This window comes from Acidobacteriaceae bacterium, from assembly GCA_028283655.1.
Taxonomy (GTDB): Bacteria; Acidobacteriota; Terriglobia; order Terriglobales; family Acidobacteriaceae; genus Granulicella.
In genome coordinates this window covers 3,272,181-3,288,552 of the sequence record JAPWKE010000003.1, presented here as the reverse complement: position 1 = coordinate 3,288,552, position 16,372 = coordinate 3,272,181, and the positions used below count along the sequence as shown (strand labels likewise).

The window sequence follows — 16,372 nt, the reverse complement described above, 5'->3', positions numbered from 1 at the left end:
TTTGAAACGCGCAAGGCCTTCCGTTGAGTCGGAAGGCCTTGCGCTTTGTAAGCTTGGTTATGCCTCTAGCGCCCCAAAATCTACGAACGTACTTTGTTACGACGATCTGCGCGCAAAGGAAGCGAGTCTTTCACTGTAACGGAGCAGGACTTACTCTTCGCCGACCTTGAGCACAGCGAGGAAGGCCTCCTGCGGGATGTCGACCTTGCCGATGCGCTTCATGCGCTTCTTGCCTTCTTTTTGCTTGTCCAGCAGCTTGCGCTTACGCGAGATGTCGCCGCCGTAGCACTTGGCGATGACGTTCTTGCGGATCGCTGTTACCGTCGAACGCGCGATGATCTTTGAACCGATCGCTGCCTGAATGGCGACTTCAAACATCTGGCGCGGGATCAGCTCGCGCATCTTCTCTACCAGCACCTTGCCGCGGTCGTACGCGGAGTCGCGATGGACGATCAGTGAGAGTGCGTCGACGGGGTCGCCGCCGATCAGGATGTCCATCTTCACCATCGGCGATATCCACGTGCCGGCGAGGTGGTAGTCGAGGGAAGCGTAGCCGCGCGAGACAGACTTCAGGCGGTCGTAGAAGTCCAGCACGATCTCGTTCAGGGGAAGTTCATAGGTGAGCATCACGCGCGTCTCGGAGACGTACTCGATGTTCTTCTGCAGGCCGCGCTTGCCTTCCACCAGCTTCAGGATGTTGCCGACGTACTCCTCGTTGGTGAGGATCTTGGCCTCGATGATCGGTTCCTGGATCTCGGCAATTTCGCTGGGGTCGGGCCAGCGTGAGGGGTTGTCGACGATCAGTTCGCGGCCGTCGGTGAGCTTGATCTGGTACTGCACGCCGGGCGCAGTGGTGATGAGGTCGAGGTTGTACTCGCGCTCCAACCGCTCCTGGATGATTTCGAGGTGCAGCAGGCCGAGGAAGCCGCAGCGGAAGCCGAAGCCGAGAGCCACGGAGGCTTCGGGCTCGAAGTTGAAGGACGCGTCGTTGAGGCGCAGCTTCTCAAGCGCATCGCGCAACATGCCGTGCTCGTGCGAGTCCACCGTGTAGAGGCCCGCGAAGACCATCGACTTGATGTCTTCGAAGCCCGGCAGCGCATCGGCGCAGGGCCGGTCGCTGTGCGTGATGGTGTCGCCGACCTTGGTGTCTGCAACGTTCTTGATCGTGGCGACGAGGAAGCCGACTTCTCCAGCGGAAAGCTCGCTGAGCTCCAACGGCTTTGGTGTCATCACGCCCATCGAGTCGATCAGGAACTCGCGGCCGTTGGACATCAGCTTGATCTTGTCGCCTTTCTTCATCGTGCCGTTGATGATGCGCGCGAGAATGATGACGCCCTTGTAGGGGTCGAACCATGAATCGAAGATCAGCGCCTGCAACGGCGCGCTGGGGTCACCCTTCGGTTGCGGCACGAGATGCACGACCGCTTCGAGAATGTCAGCCACATTGAGGCCTGTTTTTGCGGAGACGGCAACGGCGTCGTCCGCGGGCAGACCCACGGACTTCTCGATCATCTCTTTGGTGCGCGGAATATCGGCGCTGGGCAGATCGATCTTGTTGATGACCGGAATGATTTCGAGGCCGTTCGAGATGGCGAGGTAGGCGTTCGCGAGCGTTTGCGCTTCTACGCCCTGCGAGGCGTCGACGACCAGCAGCGCGCCTTCGCAGGAAGCGAGCGAACGCGAGACTTCGTAGGAGAAGTCGACGTGGCCGGGGGTGTCGATCAGGTTGAGCTGATAGTTGTGGCCGTCGGATGCCTTGTACATCATGCGCACGGTGTGCGCCTTGATGGTGATGCCGCGCTCGCGCTCGAGGTCCATGGCGTCGAGCACCTGGGCCTGCATTTCGCGCTGTGTGAGCGAGCCGGTGATTTCCAGCAGGCGATCAGAGAGCGTCGATTTGCCGTGGTCGATGTGCGCGATGATCGCGAAGTTACGTATGAATTTCGGGTCCATGAATAGAAGGCGCGGCGAATAGCCTGCGAATCTCTAGGATAGCAGTGTAGGGCGGTCAGGGCGGTGCCTGTTTCCAGATGGTGAACCACCTCACGGAAGTAGCCGGGCTGCGTCATACAATGGCAGGATGCAGGGGAACCGCCGCGCCATCATGGGTAATCGAAAATTTCTGACAGCGTTGGCGGTAGCTCCGTTGCTTGCTGTGTTGACAGGATGTCCGAGCGACACCGCGCAGGCGGGCGCACCAAACAGCATTCCCGCGTACGGCAAAGCGCCGACGACGGTGGCTCAGCAACAGCAGCAGAGTGCAGCGGCCACGGCGCAGAGCGCGGACAGCCAGCATGATGCTAAGGTGGCCGCAATTATCTCGCGCGCGGAGACGAGCTACGCCTCGGGCGTTCGGAACTACAACGCAAACCGGCTGGATGCAGCTCGTCAGGACTTTGATTACGCCGTCGACACGATGATGTCGAGCGGCATCGACATCAAGAGCGACCCGACGCTGAACGATGAGTTTGAGCACCTGCTCAGCGCGATCAACTCGCTGGAGATGGTGGCGCTTCGCGAGGGCAACGGCTTCAGCCAGCGGCTGGACGACGCTCCTCTGCAGGGGCAGACGGAGACGACGTTCCCCGCCAACCCGCAGTTGGTCGCTCAGTTGAAGAGCGAGTTGAATACGACTTCGGATCTTCCGCTGATCATTAACGATCAGGTCGCCGGTTACATCAACGTGTTCTCGCAGTCGAACTCGTTCCGCGCGCACATGTCGGCGTCCATGCAGCGCCTTGGCAAGTACCGCACACTGATCCAGAACACGCTGAAGGAAGAAGGCGTGCCGCAGGATCTGATTTATCTCGCCGTGGCGGAGAGCGGATTCCAGCCGCAGGTCGTGAATTCGCACTCCGGCGCGGGTGGCATGTGGCAGTTCATGACGTACACGGGGTCGGAGTACAACCTGACCCGGAATGGCTACTTCGACTACCGGTTCGACCCGGAAAAGAGCACGCGGGCCTACGCCAAGCTGATCAAGAACTACCATGCGTTGTTCAACGACTGGTACCTGGCGATGATTGCGTATGACTGGGGCCCAGGCAACGTGCAGCGCATCGTCAGCCGCACGGGCTACTCGGACTTCTGGGACCTCTACCGTCATGCGTCGATGCCTGCGGAGACGCGTGCGTATGTGCCGCAGATTCTCGCCGCGATCATCATGGCGAAGAATCCGGAGAAGTACGGCCTGAACAAGCTGCCGCCGAGCCCTCCTGTGATCTACGAGACGGTGTCGACGGATTACTCGATCGACCTGCGCCTGGTTGCTGACCTTACTGGCACGACCGTGCAGGACATCGTCGCGCTGAACCCTGCGATGCTGCGCCTGATTACACCGCCGGATACGCCGTACGACCTGCACATCCCGGTCGGAACGCGTGATGTCTTCCTGGATCGTCTGAAGGATATTCCCGAGGACAAGCGCGCGAGCTGGCGCTTCCATGTTGTTCGCCCTGGCGAAACGCTGGATGGCATTGCCGATGCGATGCACGCTCACTCCTCGGAGATCGCTGAGTTGAACGACGTGACGGCCGCGAAGCCCATTCAGGAAGGCGACGAGCTGATTATTCCGATGGCGGTAGCGACTGCGCCGCGCGGAACGCAGAAGTACACCGTGCGCCGTTCGGACACGCTGGTCTCGATTGCCGATCGCTTCGATGTGACGGTGGAGGACCTGCGTCGATGGAACCATCTGTCGTCGAGCAGCGTACGGAGCGGCCATACGATCTATGTGGCCGAGCCTGTTCGCCTGGGGCCGAGCGGTCGCAGCGCCCGCGCCCGCCGTTCTTCTACGCGCAGCTCTCACTCTTCGCATGGCCGTTCGTCGCATGGTCATGCGTCGAAGTCTTCTTCGCACCGTGCAGGAAAGAGTTCCTCGAAAGCGTCTTCCCGGAGCAGCTCAAAAGGCAGCTCGAAGAAGCATCATCGCTAACGAGCAACAGGTGGATGATGCGGTTCATCTCATGAGAGCGTGTGGATGTGTGAAGGAAAAACTGCGCGCATCAAAAAAGGCTCTTGCTATTTCATTGCACCGCGCGTAATCCTGTTGCTAAGCTTCCGTGCAGTGTGTGTTGCTTTGCAAGAAGTACACACGGCGAACGAAGTCGGATAGAGACGGCAAGCGTCGAAACGCTAGAGCGATTGCAACAAACGCACGGAGACGGGGAAACGATGCACGAAGACGAAACCATCAAGCTGTACGCTGCCGCATACGACGATCAGGAACCGGAAGAAGACAACGACGACCTTGAGCCGGAACTCGATGACGAGGACGAAGAGGAAGAGTTCAGCACGACGCGTGCGGTGAGCTCGATCGTCGAAGACGATGAGCCGGCGGCTTCAAGCAATCACGCGGAAGAAGCGGAGCTGAGTGCTGCGCCTTCGAATCCGGTGGACAGCTACGAGCCTGCAGAGACGATGTCGGCTGAGCCGGTGCCGAGCGAAACAGAGAGCACTGTGGGTGAAGCATTGAAGGCTTCGGCTGCTGCCGTAAAGCCGGTGGCGAAGAAGGCTGCCAAGAAGGCAACCCCGAAGAAGGTAGCGCCCAAGAAAGCAGCACCGAAAAAGGCGGCTCCGAAGAAAGCGACTGCTAAAAAAGCGGCACCCAAGAAGGCTGCCAAGAAAATCGCCCCGAAGAAGGTAGCACCCAAGAAGGTCGCTCCGAAAAAGGCTGTGAAGAAAGCCGCTCCGAAGAAGGTCGCAAAGAAGGTAGCTCCTAAGAAAGCTGCCAAGAAGATTGCGCCGAAGAAGGCTGCGAAGAAGATTACAAGTTCTGCCGCGAAGAAGTCCGGTGCTCTGCGCGGCGGTAAGGCTGCCCCTAAGAAGGCAGTTGGCAACAAGAGCACCAGCACCAAAAACTCAACTATGAGAGGTAAGACCTTGGCAACGAAGAAGGCTGTGAAGAAGGCTGCACCGAAGAAGGCGGTCGCGAAGAAGGTTGTCGCGAAGAAGGCAGTGAAGAAGGCCGTCGCGAAGAAGGTTGTCGCGAAGAAGGTCGCTCCGAAGAAGGCCGTCAAGAAGGCTGTCGCGAAGAAGGTTGTCGCGAAGAAGGCCGCTCCGAAGAAGGCTGCCAAGAAGACTGCTGCTAAGAAGTAGTCTTACAACCACAACAGGCAAGCAAAAGCGCCCGGCTTCGGCCGGGCGCTTTTGCGTCTGCTGCTATCTGTGAGGCGCTTTGAGCTACTTCTTTTCTGCGGCGATCGTTGCCAGCACTTCGGTGGAGTGGTTCGCGATGTCGTGAACCTCCCAGCTCTTGACGACCTTACCCTGGGGCGAGATGAGGAAGGTGTCACGCTGCGCGTAGCTTGCTCCGTTGAAGCTCTTCACCGGCACGCCGTACGCGTCCACCACCTTGTGGTCGGGGTCGGCGAGCATCTTGAAGGAGAAGCCGTCCTTGGTGCACCAGGTCTTGTGGCTCTCGACGGTGTCGAGCGAGACGCCGAGGACGACCGCGTTGGCGGCTTCGTACTTGGGCAGATCGCCCTGGAAGTTATGCGCTTCCTTCGAGCAGCCGGAGGTCTGGTCCTTGGGGTAGAAGTAGAGCACGACCCACTTGCCCTTGTAGTCGGCGAGCGAGACGGGCTTGTTCTCCTGGTTGGGCAGCGTGAAGTTCGGTGCGACGGCCCCAATGGGCAGCGTGGCGGCAACGGCGGCTAGCGGCGTCAGCGACAGCAGCGTGGCAGCGAGAATTTTGCGGAGGTGCATGGTGGGAGATCTCCTTGCTGGAGATTCTACTGTGCTGGAGCGACTAAAGGGCAGGCGCTGGTTCTGCCACGATGCTGATCCCGGCCGCGTCGGCGGCTGCGACCATGGCTTCGCGGTCGAAGAGCAGGGTGCGGCCAGCTTCGATGCAGAGGCAGGTGGCTCTTGCGGCCTTCATGGTCTCGATCGTCGGCACGCCGCACACGGGGACGTCGAATCGCATGTCCTGCTTCGGTTTGGCGACCTTCACGACGGTGAGTTTGCGCTCGAGCGTGCTGGCTTCGGCGTCGAGTGTGCGGAAGAGCTCGCCTGCGCGCAGAATGGTGGCGTCTGTGCCTTCCATGGCCTCGACGGCGACGCAGGCTCCCGCGGCGATGACGACGGTCTGCCCGAGGTCGAAGCCAGCGATTCCGCGCGCGACGTTCAGGCCGTAGGCGATGTCGCCGAGTTCGGTTTCGTCGGGCGCGCGCCGTGTGAGCACCCCTGCGGGCGCGAGCATGGGCTCGAGGTAGGCGGTGGAGGAGACGAGATGGATGCCTTCGTCTTCGAGCACCTTGGCAACCGCGCCGAGCAGCATGTCCGTGGAGCGCGTGCGCAGGTTCAGCAGCAGCTTGGCGAGTCGCCAGTCGGGGCGGATGGAGGAGAAGATCTGCTTGTGTTTCACCTGCCCGGCCATCACGGCGTTCGCGACGCCTTCGCGCTGGAAGGTCTCGATGAGTTTGGAGAGTTCGCCAAGCGAGAGCCAGTGAACGCGGATGTTTTCAGGATCAGCTGTAGCACGCGCGTCGATCTCAAGATCGGTCTCTTCCTTGATGGCAGCCACCACGACGCGCAGGCCGTAAGCACGCGCTGCGTCGAGCAGCAGGAAGGGGAAGCGTCCGTTACCGGCGATGAGACCGAGCGCATTCCTATCGATGTGGGAGTGCTTGCTCATGCGACCCAGTCGAGGCCGTTCTTCTCTACGAGTGCGAGCAGCTTCAGCGATGGTCCGCTGGGCTTCTTTTCTCCGCGCTCCCATTGAGAGATAAGGCTGACCGTCACGCCCAGGTGGAAGGCAAAGACCGCCTGGCTGGCCTTTTCGCGACGGCGGATAGAAACAATCTTGCTCGGTGTAAGTGGCCTGGCAGGCGTGAGGCAGAGTGTGTCGAGATCGCGCATAGTGCGCTTCTCCAACATGCCAGCGTCACTGAGTTCCTTGGCAAGTCGATGAGCCGTCCCCAGACGTTTGCTCTTGTATACCGCTGCTTTGATCGTCATCGCTTTATCTCCACGAGAACTTTGCGTTCGACTGCTTCTGCAAGTTTTTGTTTGTCGTAAAGGAGACCCTTCGCCACCATCCGGAAAGCGAGGAGCTCCTCGGTCGTGATGTTGTCTCTTTCGCTTTTGGCAAAACCATCCACGAAAAGAATCAGCTCACCGGCACGCATCAGAAGAATGGTTCGAAACCCGCCAGACTTTCCTTTGCCGGGCCTTGCAACGCGCTGCTTGTAGACCCCGCCGCCAAGGTCTGCATCGATTAATCCGCTCTCAACCTGCTCCACGGCATGAAGCAATGCTTGATCACTAAGCCCGGAGCGCTTTGCAAAACGAGCAAACTCGCGGCTTTTGAAGATTCGAAGCACGGAACGAAGTATAGCACTCCGTGCTATAGATGCATTCGTTATTTGATGACTCCGCGTTCGCTCTTCTTCACGAAGTCGAGCAGGTACTTTACGTGCTCGCCCGCGCCGCCGGATTCGACCATGTCGGTGATCTGTTCGCAGGCCTGCGTGGTGTTCAGCTTGCCGCTGGTGAGCGAGCGCATCGCCGATTGCAGCTCGCGAAGCTCTTCGGCTGTGAAGCCGCGGCGTTGCAGGCCGACCTTATTCAGGCCGTAGGCATGGTTCTTGCGTTCGACCGAGGTCAGCGAGTAGGGCAGCACGTCCTGCGTGATCGTCGTGCCGCCGCCGATGTAGGCGTAACGGCCGATCGTGCAGAACTGGTGCACCGGTGCGTTGGCGCTGAGGACGGCGAAGTCCTCCACCGTGACGTGGCCCGCCAGCGTGGCGCCGTTCGGCAGAATGCAGCCGTTGCCGATTACGGAGTCGTGGCCGATGTGGACGTACGCCATGACGAGGCAGTTTGAGCCGAGGCGTGTGATGCCGCCGCCGCCGACCGTGCCGCGCGAGATGGTGACGTACTCGCGGATGTCGTTGCCGTCGCCAACGAGGAGCTGCGTGGGCTCGTTGTTGTACTTCAGGTCCTGCGGTGCGATGCCCAGACAAGCGAACGAGTAGATGCGGTTCTTCTTGCCGAAGATGGTGTGGCCGTCGAGCACGACGTGCGAGATCAGCTCACACTCGTCGCCCAGCGTGACGTTGGCACCGACGGTGCAGAAGGGGCCGATCTTGCAGTCTGCGCCGATCACCGCGCCATCGGCGACGATGGCCGTGGGGTGAATGCTCGCGGTGGGATGAATGCTCATCGTCCGTTCTTACCTCAGCGGCTAAAGCCGCGATCGTTTTCGGTAGCGGATGTCACGGCTGAAGCCGTGACCTACCGTTCCTGCCTCACCTGTAACGTAAGCGCTTATGCCTGCGGTTCAGCTACAGCTTCGGTCTTGCGCGGACGCGGAACGAGCTGGCAGGTGATCGTCGCTTCTGAAACCGGCTTGCCATCCACGGTGATGACGCCTGCCATCTTCACGGCACGCGAGCGCCAGTTCACCACGGTGACCTCAATGCGGAGCTGGTCGCCCGGGGTAACGGGGCGGCGGAACTTCGCTTCTTCGATGCCGGTGAAGACCATCAGCTTGTCGGCGCGATCGGGGATTTCGGTCAGCAGCAGAGCGCCGCCTGCCTGTGCCATCGCTTCGATCTGCAGCACTCCTGGCATGATCGGGTAATCGGGGAAGTGGCCGGTGAAGTGCGGCTCGTTCATCGTCACGTTCTTGATCGCGACGATGCGCTGCTTGCGCTCCATTTCGACCACGCGGTCGATCAGCAGGAACGGGTAGCGGTGCGGCAGGATGGACATGATTTCAACGATGTCCATGGTCTGTTTTGCGGGAGTCTGCTCCGCGACAACTTCGGGTGTAGTGGAATCACTCATCGCTGGTCAGAATATCAAGTTTGCCCCGAATGTGGGCTGCGGACGGGGGCGGGAGACATTAGACCGCGAGACGTTAGACATTAGAGCTTCGCTCGGCTTCAGGGAGGCGATATGTGCCGGGGGCCTGAGGGACTTACATGGGAGAGGCTTCTGCGCTCCCTGATGTCTAGTGTCTTGTCCTTTCTAATGTCTTACCGGTGCGCTATTTCTTCACTTTCTTTAGCAGGGGGCGGTCGGGATCAAAGGTGTCGTCGGGCAGAGGCTTGTCGTAGTCGATGCGCGTGAGAAAGCGCTGGGCGACCATGTCGCCGTTCTTCAGACGAGTGATGGTCATCGGTGTTTCAACTCCGTTGAAGGTGTGCCAGTCGTTGTATTGCTCGGTCCAGGTGTCGAAGTCCTTGTAGGTCTCGTTGCGGCTCTGGAAGGTGCAACTCATGGGCAGGTGCGTTCCTTCATCGAGGTAGAGCGAGGCCGTGTCATTGGTCGCGGTCATCAGCGTGATCTTGTCGGCGAGCTTACGATCGACGACGTCCGAGCCGTCGTAGGTGATGATGAGGCCGGGCTGCTTCAGCCAGTCGAGCACGAGCACGTCCAGCGCGTGGGAGCGGCGCAGTTTGTACTCTTCAACGACCTCCTTCGGCAGCGGCTTCTTGCCCTTGTAGGTAACCTCGTAGCCTTTGTCGCCGGTGAAGATTTCAGCCACGTCGCGCTTACTGGTGGGGATGAATACACCCTGCTTGGAGACGATGACAACGCGCTGTGCGTAGGGCCGCAGGCGGATGTACTCCTCAAACTCGGAGATGTAAGGGTTTGGCAGGCCTTTGTAGAAGCTGGCGGCTTTGCCGTACTCGGCCCACGCGCCGCGATGCATCCACTTCTCGCCGCCCATCGCATCGATCATCTGGTCCAGCAGCTTGCGGCCACGTTCGCCGGTGTTATCCGGCGGGTTGGGCGTGGCCGAAGGCAGCGCCGAGGCCTGCGCGTGCGAGAGCAGCGGTGTGGTGACGAGAGCAGCGGCGAGCAGCAGGTGACGGAGGCGCATTGAGGATCCTTGCAGGGTGTTAGCCGACGAGTACAGCGCCGCCGTTGACGTTGAAGATCTCTCCAGAGACGAAGCCTGCCCACGGCGTGCAAAGGAACAAGATGGGCCCGGCGATCTCTTCGGGGTCGGCCGCGCGGCCGAGAGGAATCAGTCCCAGCGCTTTCTTGGACGCGATTGGGTCTTCCAGGGTTCCAGCCGACATCTCGGTCGAGACCCAGCCAGGAGCGACGCAGTTGGCGAGAATGCCCTGCGGGGCGAGTTCGCTCGAGAGGCTCTTGGTGAACGAAAGCAGTGCGCCTTTGCTGGCGGCATAGTCAGCGTGGAAGGCCTCGCCGCGCTGCGCTGCGGTGGAGGCGACGAGGACGATGTGGCCGAGCGGGCCGCTGGCCGGTGCGTCGTAGTGGATGTGGTCGCTGTAGACGCGCTCTTCGAGCAGTTCGGTCGCATCGACGGTTTCTTCCGCAACGGTTTCCGCGGTGGGCAGGCCGGAGCCGAAGCGGTGTGCGCCGAGTTCCGTGGTGGGGTCGCTGGCTTCGCCGCGCGAGAGCATGTGTGCGGTCGCCGCCTGCACCAGCCCGAAGGTGCTGTCGAGGTTGATGCCGAGCGTGGAGCGCCACTGCTGCGCGGGCATGGAGTCGATGGGTTGGTCATGCGGCGGCCAGACGCCGTGGTTCACGATCAGGCAGTCCACGCGACCGAAGGCGGAGATGGCGGCCTGCACAAGGGCCTGTCCTTCGAGGATGGAGGAGAGATCCTGCTGCACGGCGTGGCAGAACTCGCTGCCACCGCACTCTGCTACGAGAGCCTCGGCTTCTGCCACTCGCAGGCGATAGCTGAAGACGACGCGCGCTCCGGCCTGGCGGAAGAGTCGCACAGTGGCTGCGCCGATGCCGCGGGAGCCTCCGGTGACGAGTGCGACTTTGCCTTCGAGCGAGAGCTTGATTCCGTCCATTACCTGCGGTGACTCCATTGAGTGAGATTTTGCTTGCATAGCTTGGATGCGTCGTTCAGGCTTACGGCAAGCGTTCATGACGTTGCGTGCGCGGGGCCCGAAGTTTCTTTATCTTATGCGCCACGCCTGCCAGCGTGCGTGAAAGCGAGTTCCTCTCCATGAAGATCGTTGCCTTGGTCTGTCGCGTTTTGCTTGGCCTCATGTTCGTTGTCTTCGGCGCGAACATCCTTCATCCATTTCTGCCCATGGGGCCGATGCCTCCGGCGGATTCTCTCGTGGGCAAGTTTCACGCCGTCATGATGGTGTCCGGGTGGATGAAGGTGGTGGGTGCCGGGCAGTTGATCGGTGGTCTGCTGGTGCTCTTTGGCGGAACGCTGCCGCTTGGGCTCTGCATCCTGTGCCCCATTACGGTGAACATCCTGTGCTTCCACCTGTTCCTGACCGGCGGACACGAGATGGCTCCCGGGCTGGTGGCGACGGTGCTGGAACTGGTGCTGGTCTTTGCCTACCGCGAAAGCTTCACCGGCATCCTCAGCACGCGCGAGCAGCCTACGCTTTAGGCTTGCGGGGCTTCTTTGCGGCAGCGGGCGCGGCCTTGGTCTCTCGTTCGCGGAAGAGCTTCTGCTGCTCGCGTGCGGGGAGCAGAAGCGCGGCCTGTACGCGCTTTGGCAGCTTGTCGTGGACGATGGCGCAGGCTGCGCGCAGTTCGTCCTGCCACTCGCGATCGCGCAGCGCCGTCCACTGGCGGGCTGCGACCCAGTGGGCCCGCGCAAGATAGCGTGCGGGGAAGAGGCCCTCCTGCTCAACGAGTTCGTGGAAGCGCTCCGGCCCCGCGGCCCAGCATGCGACACCGTGCGAGAGTTCGCCGTCGAGGTCGAGAAGCGCAAACATCTTGCCACCCAGCCGCTTGTCCCCCACCCAGAAGACGAGGTTGTCGCCCCACTGCGTGGTCTCGACCACATGCGGCAGCGTCAGCAGGAACTCTCGGGCTCGTTCGGCGTTCATGGAAGAAGTGTAGGCGAAGGGCATGAGAGGAAGAGGTGTGGAAGCGCAGGGATTCGTGGCGAAACTTCGCGGAGCTGGCGTCGAGTGTCTTCTTTTGTTTTTTAGAGAGCGCGTCCGAGGATGTAGTCAGAGCAAGTCTGTTCGCCAACCTGGAACGTGCGCGTACCCACGATCTCGAAGCCGTTACGGCGATAGAAGGCGATGGCCCGGGCGTTGCTCGCGTGGGTGCCGAGCAGCAGCCGCTTTGCTCCCAACGCACGAGCGTCGCTGATCGCGGCGCTCATCAACGCCTGTGAGGCTTTGATGCCTTCGACCAGATGGCTGCGAAAGCGCGAGAAGAGGTAGATGCGCTTGAGCTCGATGTCTTCGTTGCTGGTCGTGGCGGTGGGCAGGTCGGGCGCGGAGAGCATCGCGTAGCCTACCGGAGCATCCACGCCAGCGACGGCGAGGGTGATGCGTGTGGTGGGTTGCGCGAGATACTCGGCATACTTCGCGGCCGTGTGGTGCGTGGCGCAGAAGTCGATGATGTCCGCGCCGGGAAGCATCCAGGTGTACGCCTCGAGGAACGTCGCACTGCCTACCAGCGCGAGCGCGGCGGCATCTGCGGCGGTGGCGCGGCGCAGCGTTACGATCTCTGGCGAGTCGGCGGTGAGGCCTGTAGGGGTTGCGGTGGAGATGGGTTGGTTCATGCCACTGTTGAGTCTCGCCCAGGCTTACGGCTAAAAGCAAAAACGGCGAAGACCTGCTTGCGGTCTTCGCCGTTGGTTGTTGCGTGTCCTGCCGGGTTAATTGGTTGGCAGGGTGTTGAAGCTGCTGTTCTTGAAGACGGTGCTGAGAGGCGTGATGACGGGCGAGGCCGCGCCGAGAATTTCTGTCAGCGTGAAAGACGTGGCCGAGCAGCTCGCCGTGGTGCAGCCTGCGTTGCTCAGCCACACGTTTCCACTGCCATCGATGGCGATGCCGTATGGCTTTGTCGCCGTGCCGCCGTGACTGGTGCCGTGCTGGTATGCCACGGAGGAGGGGGCGGTGTAGGTGGCTCCGTTGGAGGAGAGCGTCACGTCAAGGATGCTCACCGAAGCATTGCCCGCATTGGCGATCCATGCGCGGTTGGCGCTGTCGAACGCGACACCCATCGGCGTGCTCATACCGTTGCTGTACGTTGTGCAGCCCTTGCGGACGGTGCAGAACTGGTTGAGCGTGCTGGCTGTCATCACGTAGTCCCAGTCGTTCGTGCTCTGGTAGTCCATGGCAACGCCGCCCGCAACGCAAGGGCTCGAAGAGGTGCTGAGCAGTGTGTTGCTGGAAACCGAGGTGCCGGTGTCGCTGCTGTTGCCATACAGGTACATGCCGTAGCACGCTGAGCTGGCACCGTTACCGGCAGCTCCAGCGAGCCCGTAGTCTGTAGCGGGGTAGCCGCTGTAGGCCGTGGGGATGGTCGCAAAGGTGTTGCTGCCGCCAATGTTCTTGGTCGTGCTGGCTGTGCTGAGCAGAACGTAGTTGGTTGCGGTGGTTGCCGTCTTCATTCCGGCGAAGGCGACGTTCCCGTCGTTGTCGACGAAGAGAGGGCCCGTGGAGACCAGCGTGGATCCGTCGCCTGTGGCGTAGGAGGTGCCGGTCGTCGTAGGAGATGAGATGGAGGTTCCACCGACGTGTCCGGAGGTGGAGTCGTTGCCGTAAACGCTGGGTGTTGTCGTGTTGCTGACGGCAACATACTGCGGGTGCGTCAGCGTTGTGGCATACGGGCCGTGGAAGCTCTGGTCCGTGGGATCAAAGTACGCCAGCCCATGGGAGGACGCGGTATTGGTTGGGAACCAGACGCTGCCGTTGGCATCGACACTCATCGTGCTGCTTGTCGCCGGGTTCACTCCCAGGCCGAAGGCGGAGGAGGTGTACGAGACAGCGACGGTCCAGTCGGAAGGCGCGGCGGTGAGCCCTGTGAAGGGAGGCGTGGGAGGTGTCGTGTTGTAGAGCGAGGAGACGTTCTGGTACGGATACAGCGCCATCATCAACGCGGCCTGCAGGGTTGTGTACGGACGCGTGGTTGCGTCGGAAGGCGTGGTGTATTTGAAGAGCTGCCCGCACCCGCTCGAAGTCTCGGTGGAGGAGGTCTGTCCTGTCGTGTTTACGCACACGGCCAGAATGTTCGCGATGGAGTTAATCTTCGCGGCTTCGGTCGTTACCGTGATGCCTGCGCTGGTGGTGTGTGTGGCCACAGCCTGTCCGCTGCTCTTTGTCAGCACCGCCGGCAGCGTTTCATTCATGGCCGAAAGCAGGCCCTTGTTGAAGGTGCCGGAGGCGCAGCCCGAGCATGTTGCGCCGATGTCAGGCGTCGCGCTGGAACCAAGGGTGGGGCTCATGTACGGTGCCAGCACGATAGCCGCAGCTGCCGTGGAGACTTCGTTCATCACGAAGAAAGAGGTGCGGCCAGCCTGGCAGGGGCCGATGACGGCAAGCTGCATGACGTTGGCGTTGGTACCGCCGCCGGGGTTGCCACCTGCGCCTGTCAGGTACATGGGCGCGTTGGAGCTGGTGCAGGTGTAGGAGCTGCTGGCGAAGCTGAAGTTTCCGTTGGCATCGGTAGTGGTCGAAGCCATTTTGGTCGCTCCCTGGCCGTAGCCTGTGGAGCCTGCCTGCCAGACCGTAATGGTCGCGCCGGAGATCGGTTGTTGGCCACCCATCAGGGAGCCCTGGATTTCATCGTTTGGTCCGCCCACGGCGGCCCCGGTAATCCCACAGCCGGTGGTAGCAACACACATGCAGAGAGAGAAAAACAATACAGCAGAGCGAATCATTACGTTGTCCTTGAAGTAGCTGGCGACGGCACTTTGGCGGCCTATAGCTAGGGTCAGGACTAACCTAAATTGAAACCATTCAACGTTGGGTGCAGTGGCTGCGGACGACAGTACTTGTTTTCAATTACTCGCAGATTGCAGCAAACAGGCCTTTGCGGGCAGAAAAATCCCCTGTCTCCATAAGAGGCAGGGGATTTGGTTACTGCTTCCCGAAATAGAAGGACTATTTGGAAAGTGATCAACACCCAAGGTTTACTCCACGCGCAGGATCAGGCACTTGAGGTAACTCGTTTCGGGTAACGCGAGTACCTCGGGGTGATCGGGGGCTGCGGCACGTGTTTCGATGAGCTGAACACGACGTCCTGCATCCCTGGCGGCGGAGGCCACGGTTTCCATGAACTCTGCGAGCGAAACGTGGTGGGAGCAGGAGTTTGTGATCAGCGTTCCGCCGGGGTTCAGCAGGCGCATGGCACGCAGGTTCAGCTCCTTGTAGCCGCGCAGAGCGCCCGCGAGCGCCCGCTTGGACTTGGCGAACGCCGGTGGGTCGAGCACGATGGCGTCAAAGCCTGTGGCGACGTCCAGCGGAAGCTCCGGATTGCGCGGATCGGGCTTGTTGTGGGCATCGTCGAAGGCGCGCAGCAGGTCGAAGGCGTCGGCCTCGATCCAGTCCACGCGGCCTGCGAGTTGCGGGTTCAGGGAAAGGTTCCAATCGGCCGTCTCGAGCGCGCCGTGCGACTGGTCGATACCGGTGACGTGCTCGCAGACCGTGGCAAGGTGCAGCGCGAAGCCGCCCTGATAGGTGCAGACGTCGAGTGCTCGGCCGGTCAGTCCGCTGGCCTTCACGTGCGCGGCAGCGGCGGCGTAGTTCAGACGCTGATCGAGGAACGCGCCTGTCTTCTGGCCGGTTGCGGCCGAGTAGTGGTAGCTCAGGTCGTTGAGCGCGAAGGTCGCCGTTGTGGGTTTGTCCGGCTGGTTGGAGTAGAGCAGGCCATCGTTCGGCGGCGGTGCGAGCTCTTCAAGTTCGCGAATCTTGGGGTCGGGACGCTCCCACATCGTGAGCGCGGCTTCGTTTTGCTCGAGGTGCTTGCGCATGGACGCGACGACGACGGCACGGACGTCGTCCTGCGCTGTGCCCTGCGTGAGCAACTGCACGAGCACGAGTTCGCCGTAGCGGTCGGCGATGATGCCGGGCGTGTTGTCGGCTTCAGAGAAGAGCAGACGCTGCGCGGTGGTGTGTACTCCCAGCGGCGCGATGATGGCGCGGCGGGCAAAGGCTTCGTCGATGCGTTCGGCAAGCTGCTGGAGATAGAGCTCGCGCGTGACGCCATGTTCCGGCGAGACGAGGCGAGCGATGATCTGCGAAGTGGACGAAAAGAGTGCTGTGCCAAGGACGGCGTTGCGTGCGTCGGTAACTTCAACCAGCGAGCCGGGGGCAGGCGCAGGTTCGGGAAGTTCAGCGTCGGAGCGGTAGACCCAGAGGTGGCCAGCGCGAAGGCGCTCGGCGGCACGGCGGGTAACTTTCAGCAGGGGGAGGGTTTGGGGTTCGGAGTTCACAGCTAATCCAGTGTACCGGGATGGCTGGGTTTATCGCGTGCTGCGTTCCATGCAGGAAGCCGTGATGCTACGCTCCGCCATCTCGCGCACGAGAAAAACAGAGACAGTGATGGGTGGCATTTTGAGCAGGCCGCTGGGGCTTAAAAGCCTGGGTTGAGCTGGAATAACCATTGAAATACCCTCAAAAAAACAGAATGAAAAGATCTGGGAGAAGGTCTTTCCTGAAGCAGCTTT

General features: G+C 61.1%; 16 protein-coding genes. 3 read left to right on the top strand and 13 right to left on the bottom strand.

The window, feature by feature from the left end:
• Positions 1–150: 150 nt before the first annotated feature.
• Positions 151–1,953, bottom strand: a complete 1,803-nt coding sequence (gene lepA, locus PW792_16410) for a translation elongation factor 4 (GenBank protein MDE1163508.1) — start codon at positions 1,951–1,953, stop codon at positions 151–153.
• Positions 1,954–2,104: 151 nt separating this feature from the next.
• Here lepA and PW792_16405 point away from each other — a divergent pair, with 151 nt between their 5' ends.
• Complete coding sequence (locus PW792_16405) at positions 2,105–3,934, top strand: LysM peptidoglycan-binding domain-containing protein (protein MDE1163507.1); 1,830 nt, start codon at positions 2,105–2,107, stop codon at positions 3,932–3,934.
• Between the two features lie 239 nt (positions 3,935–4,173).
• Positions 4,174–5,097 carry a hypothetical protein gene (locus tag PW792_16400; GenBank protein MDE1163506.1) on the top strand — a complete coding sequence of 308 codons (924 nt, stop codon included), beginning with the start codon at positions 4,174–4,176 and terminating at the stop codon, positions 5,095–5,097.
• Positions 5,098–5,181: 84 nt separating this feature from the next.
• On the opposite strand, the gene PW792_16395 is transcribed toward PW792_16400, so the two are convergent.
• The 8 genes from PW792_16395 to PW792_16360 all read right to left on the bottom strand — a co-directional run bounded on the left by PW792_16395 (position 5,182) and on the right by PW792_16360 (position 10,787).
• Positions 5,182–5,706: a peroxiredoxin gene (locus tag PW792_16395; GenBank protein ID MDE1163505.1), complete on the bottom strand. Its 525-nt coding sequence runs from the start codon at positions 5,704–5,706 to the stop codon at positions 5,182–5,184.
• A 43-nt stretch (positions 5,707–5,749) separates the two neighbouring features.
• Entirely contained in the window at positions 5,750–6,637 is an 888-nt protein-coding gene (gene lpxI, locus PW792_16390) for a UDP-2,3-diacylglucosamine diphosphatase LpxI (protein MDE1163504.1), read from the bottom strand.
• Positions 6,634–6,960 (bottom strand): DNA-binding transcriptional regulator, encoded by a 327-nt coding sequence (locus tag PW792_16385; protein ID MDE1163503.1) that lies wholly within the window; start codon positions 6,958–6,960, stop codon positions 6,634–6,636. Before PW792_16385 ends, lpxI begins: the two co-directional genes overlap by 4 nt.
• On the bottom strand, positions 6,957–7,325 hold the full coding sequence (locus PW792_16380) for a type II toxin-antitoxin system RelE/ParE family toxin (GenBank protein ID MDE1163502.1): 369 nt from the start codon (positions 7,323–7,325) through the stop codon (positions 6,957–6,959). The genes PW792_16385 and PW792_16380 overlap by 4 nt, the downstream gene beginning before the upstream one ends.
• A 38-nt stretch (positions 7,326–7,363) precedes the next feature.
• Complete coding sequence (gene lpxA / locus PW792_16375; protein ID MDE1163501.1) at positions 7,364–8,167, bottom strand: acyl-ACP--UDP-N-acetylglucosamine O-acyltransferase; 804 nt, start codon at positions 8,165–8,167, stop codon at positions 7,364–7,366.
• A 104-nt stretch (positions 8,168–8,271) separates the two neighbouring features.
• On the bottom strand, positions 8,272–8,793 hold the full coding sequence (gene fabZ, locus PW792_16370; protein ID MDE1163500.1) for a 3-hydroxyacyl-ACP dehydratase FabZ: 522 nt from the start codon (positions 8,791–8,793) through the stop codon (positions 8,272–8,274).
• Between the two features lie 202 nt (positions 8,794–8,995).
• Entirely contained in the window at positions 8,996–9,835 is an 840-nt protein-coding gene (locus PW792_16365) for a hypothetical protein (GenBank protein MDE1163499.1), read from the bottom strand.
• Positions 9,836–9,854: 19 nt separating this feature from the next.
• Entirely contained in the window at positions 9,855–10,787 is a 933-nt protein-coding gene (locus PW792_16360) for an SDR family NAD(P)-dependent oxidoreductase (protein MDE1163498.1), read from the bottom strand.
• A gap of 158 nt (positions 10,788–10,945) precedes the next feature.
• Here PW792_16360 and PW792_16355 point away from each other — a divergent pair, with 158 nt between their 5' ends.
• Complete coding sequence (locus PW792_16355) at positions 10,946–11,347, top strand: DoxX family protein (GenBank protein ID MDE1163497.1); 402 nt, start codon at positions 10,946–10,948, stop codon at positions 11,345–11,347.
• Here the strand turns inward: PW792_16355 and PW792_16350 are convergent.
• The 4 genes from PW792_16350 to PW792_16335 all read right to left on the bottom strand — a co-directional run bounded on the left by PW792_16350 (position 11,337) and on the right by PW792_16335 (position 16,138).
• The gene (locus PW792_16350) at positions 11,337–11,792 is read right to left on the bottom strand and encodes an MmcQ/YjbR family DNA-binding protein (GenBank protein MDE1163496.1); all 456 of its coding nucleotides are present in this window, start codon (positions 11,790–11,792) and stop codon (positions 11,337–11,339) included. The two genes, PW792_16355 and PW792_16350, sit on opposite strands and share 11 nt — an antisense overlap.
• Before the next feature lie 101 nt (positions 11,793–11,893).
• Positions 11,894–12,481 carry a GNAT family N-acetyltransferase gene (locus PW792_16345; GenBank protein MDE1163495.1) on the bottom strand — a complete coding sequence of 196 codons (588 nt, stop codon included), beginning with the start codon at positions 12,479–12,481 and terminating at the stop codon, positions 11,894–11,896.
• A gap of 96 nt (positions 12,482–12,577) precedes the next feature.
• Positions 12,578–14,584: a hypothetical protein gene (locus PW792_16340; GenBank protein MDE1163494.1), complete on the bottom strand. Its 2,007-nt coding sequence runs from the start codon at positions 14,582–14,584 to the stop codon at positions 12,578–12,580.
• 252 nt (positions 14,585–14,836) lie between these two features.
• A complete protein-coding gene (locus tag PW792_16335; protein MDE1163493.1) occupies positions 14,837–16,138 on the bottom strand; it encodes a class I SAM-dependent rRNA methyltransferase in 1,302 nt (433 codons plus the stop codon).
• Positions 16,139–16,372 lie beyond the last annotated feature (234 nt).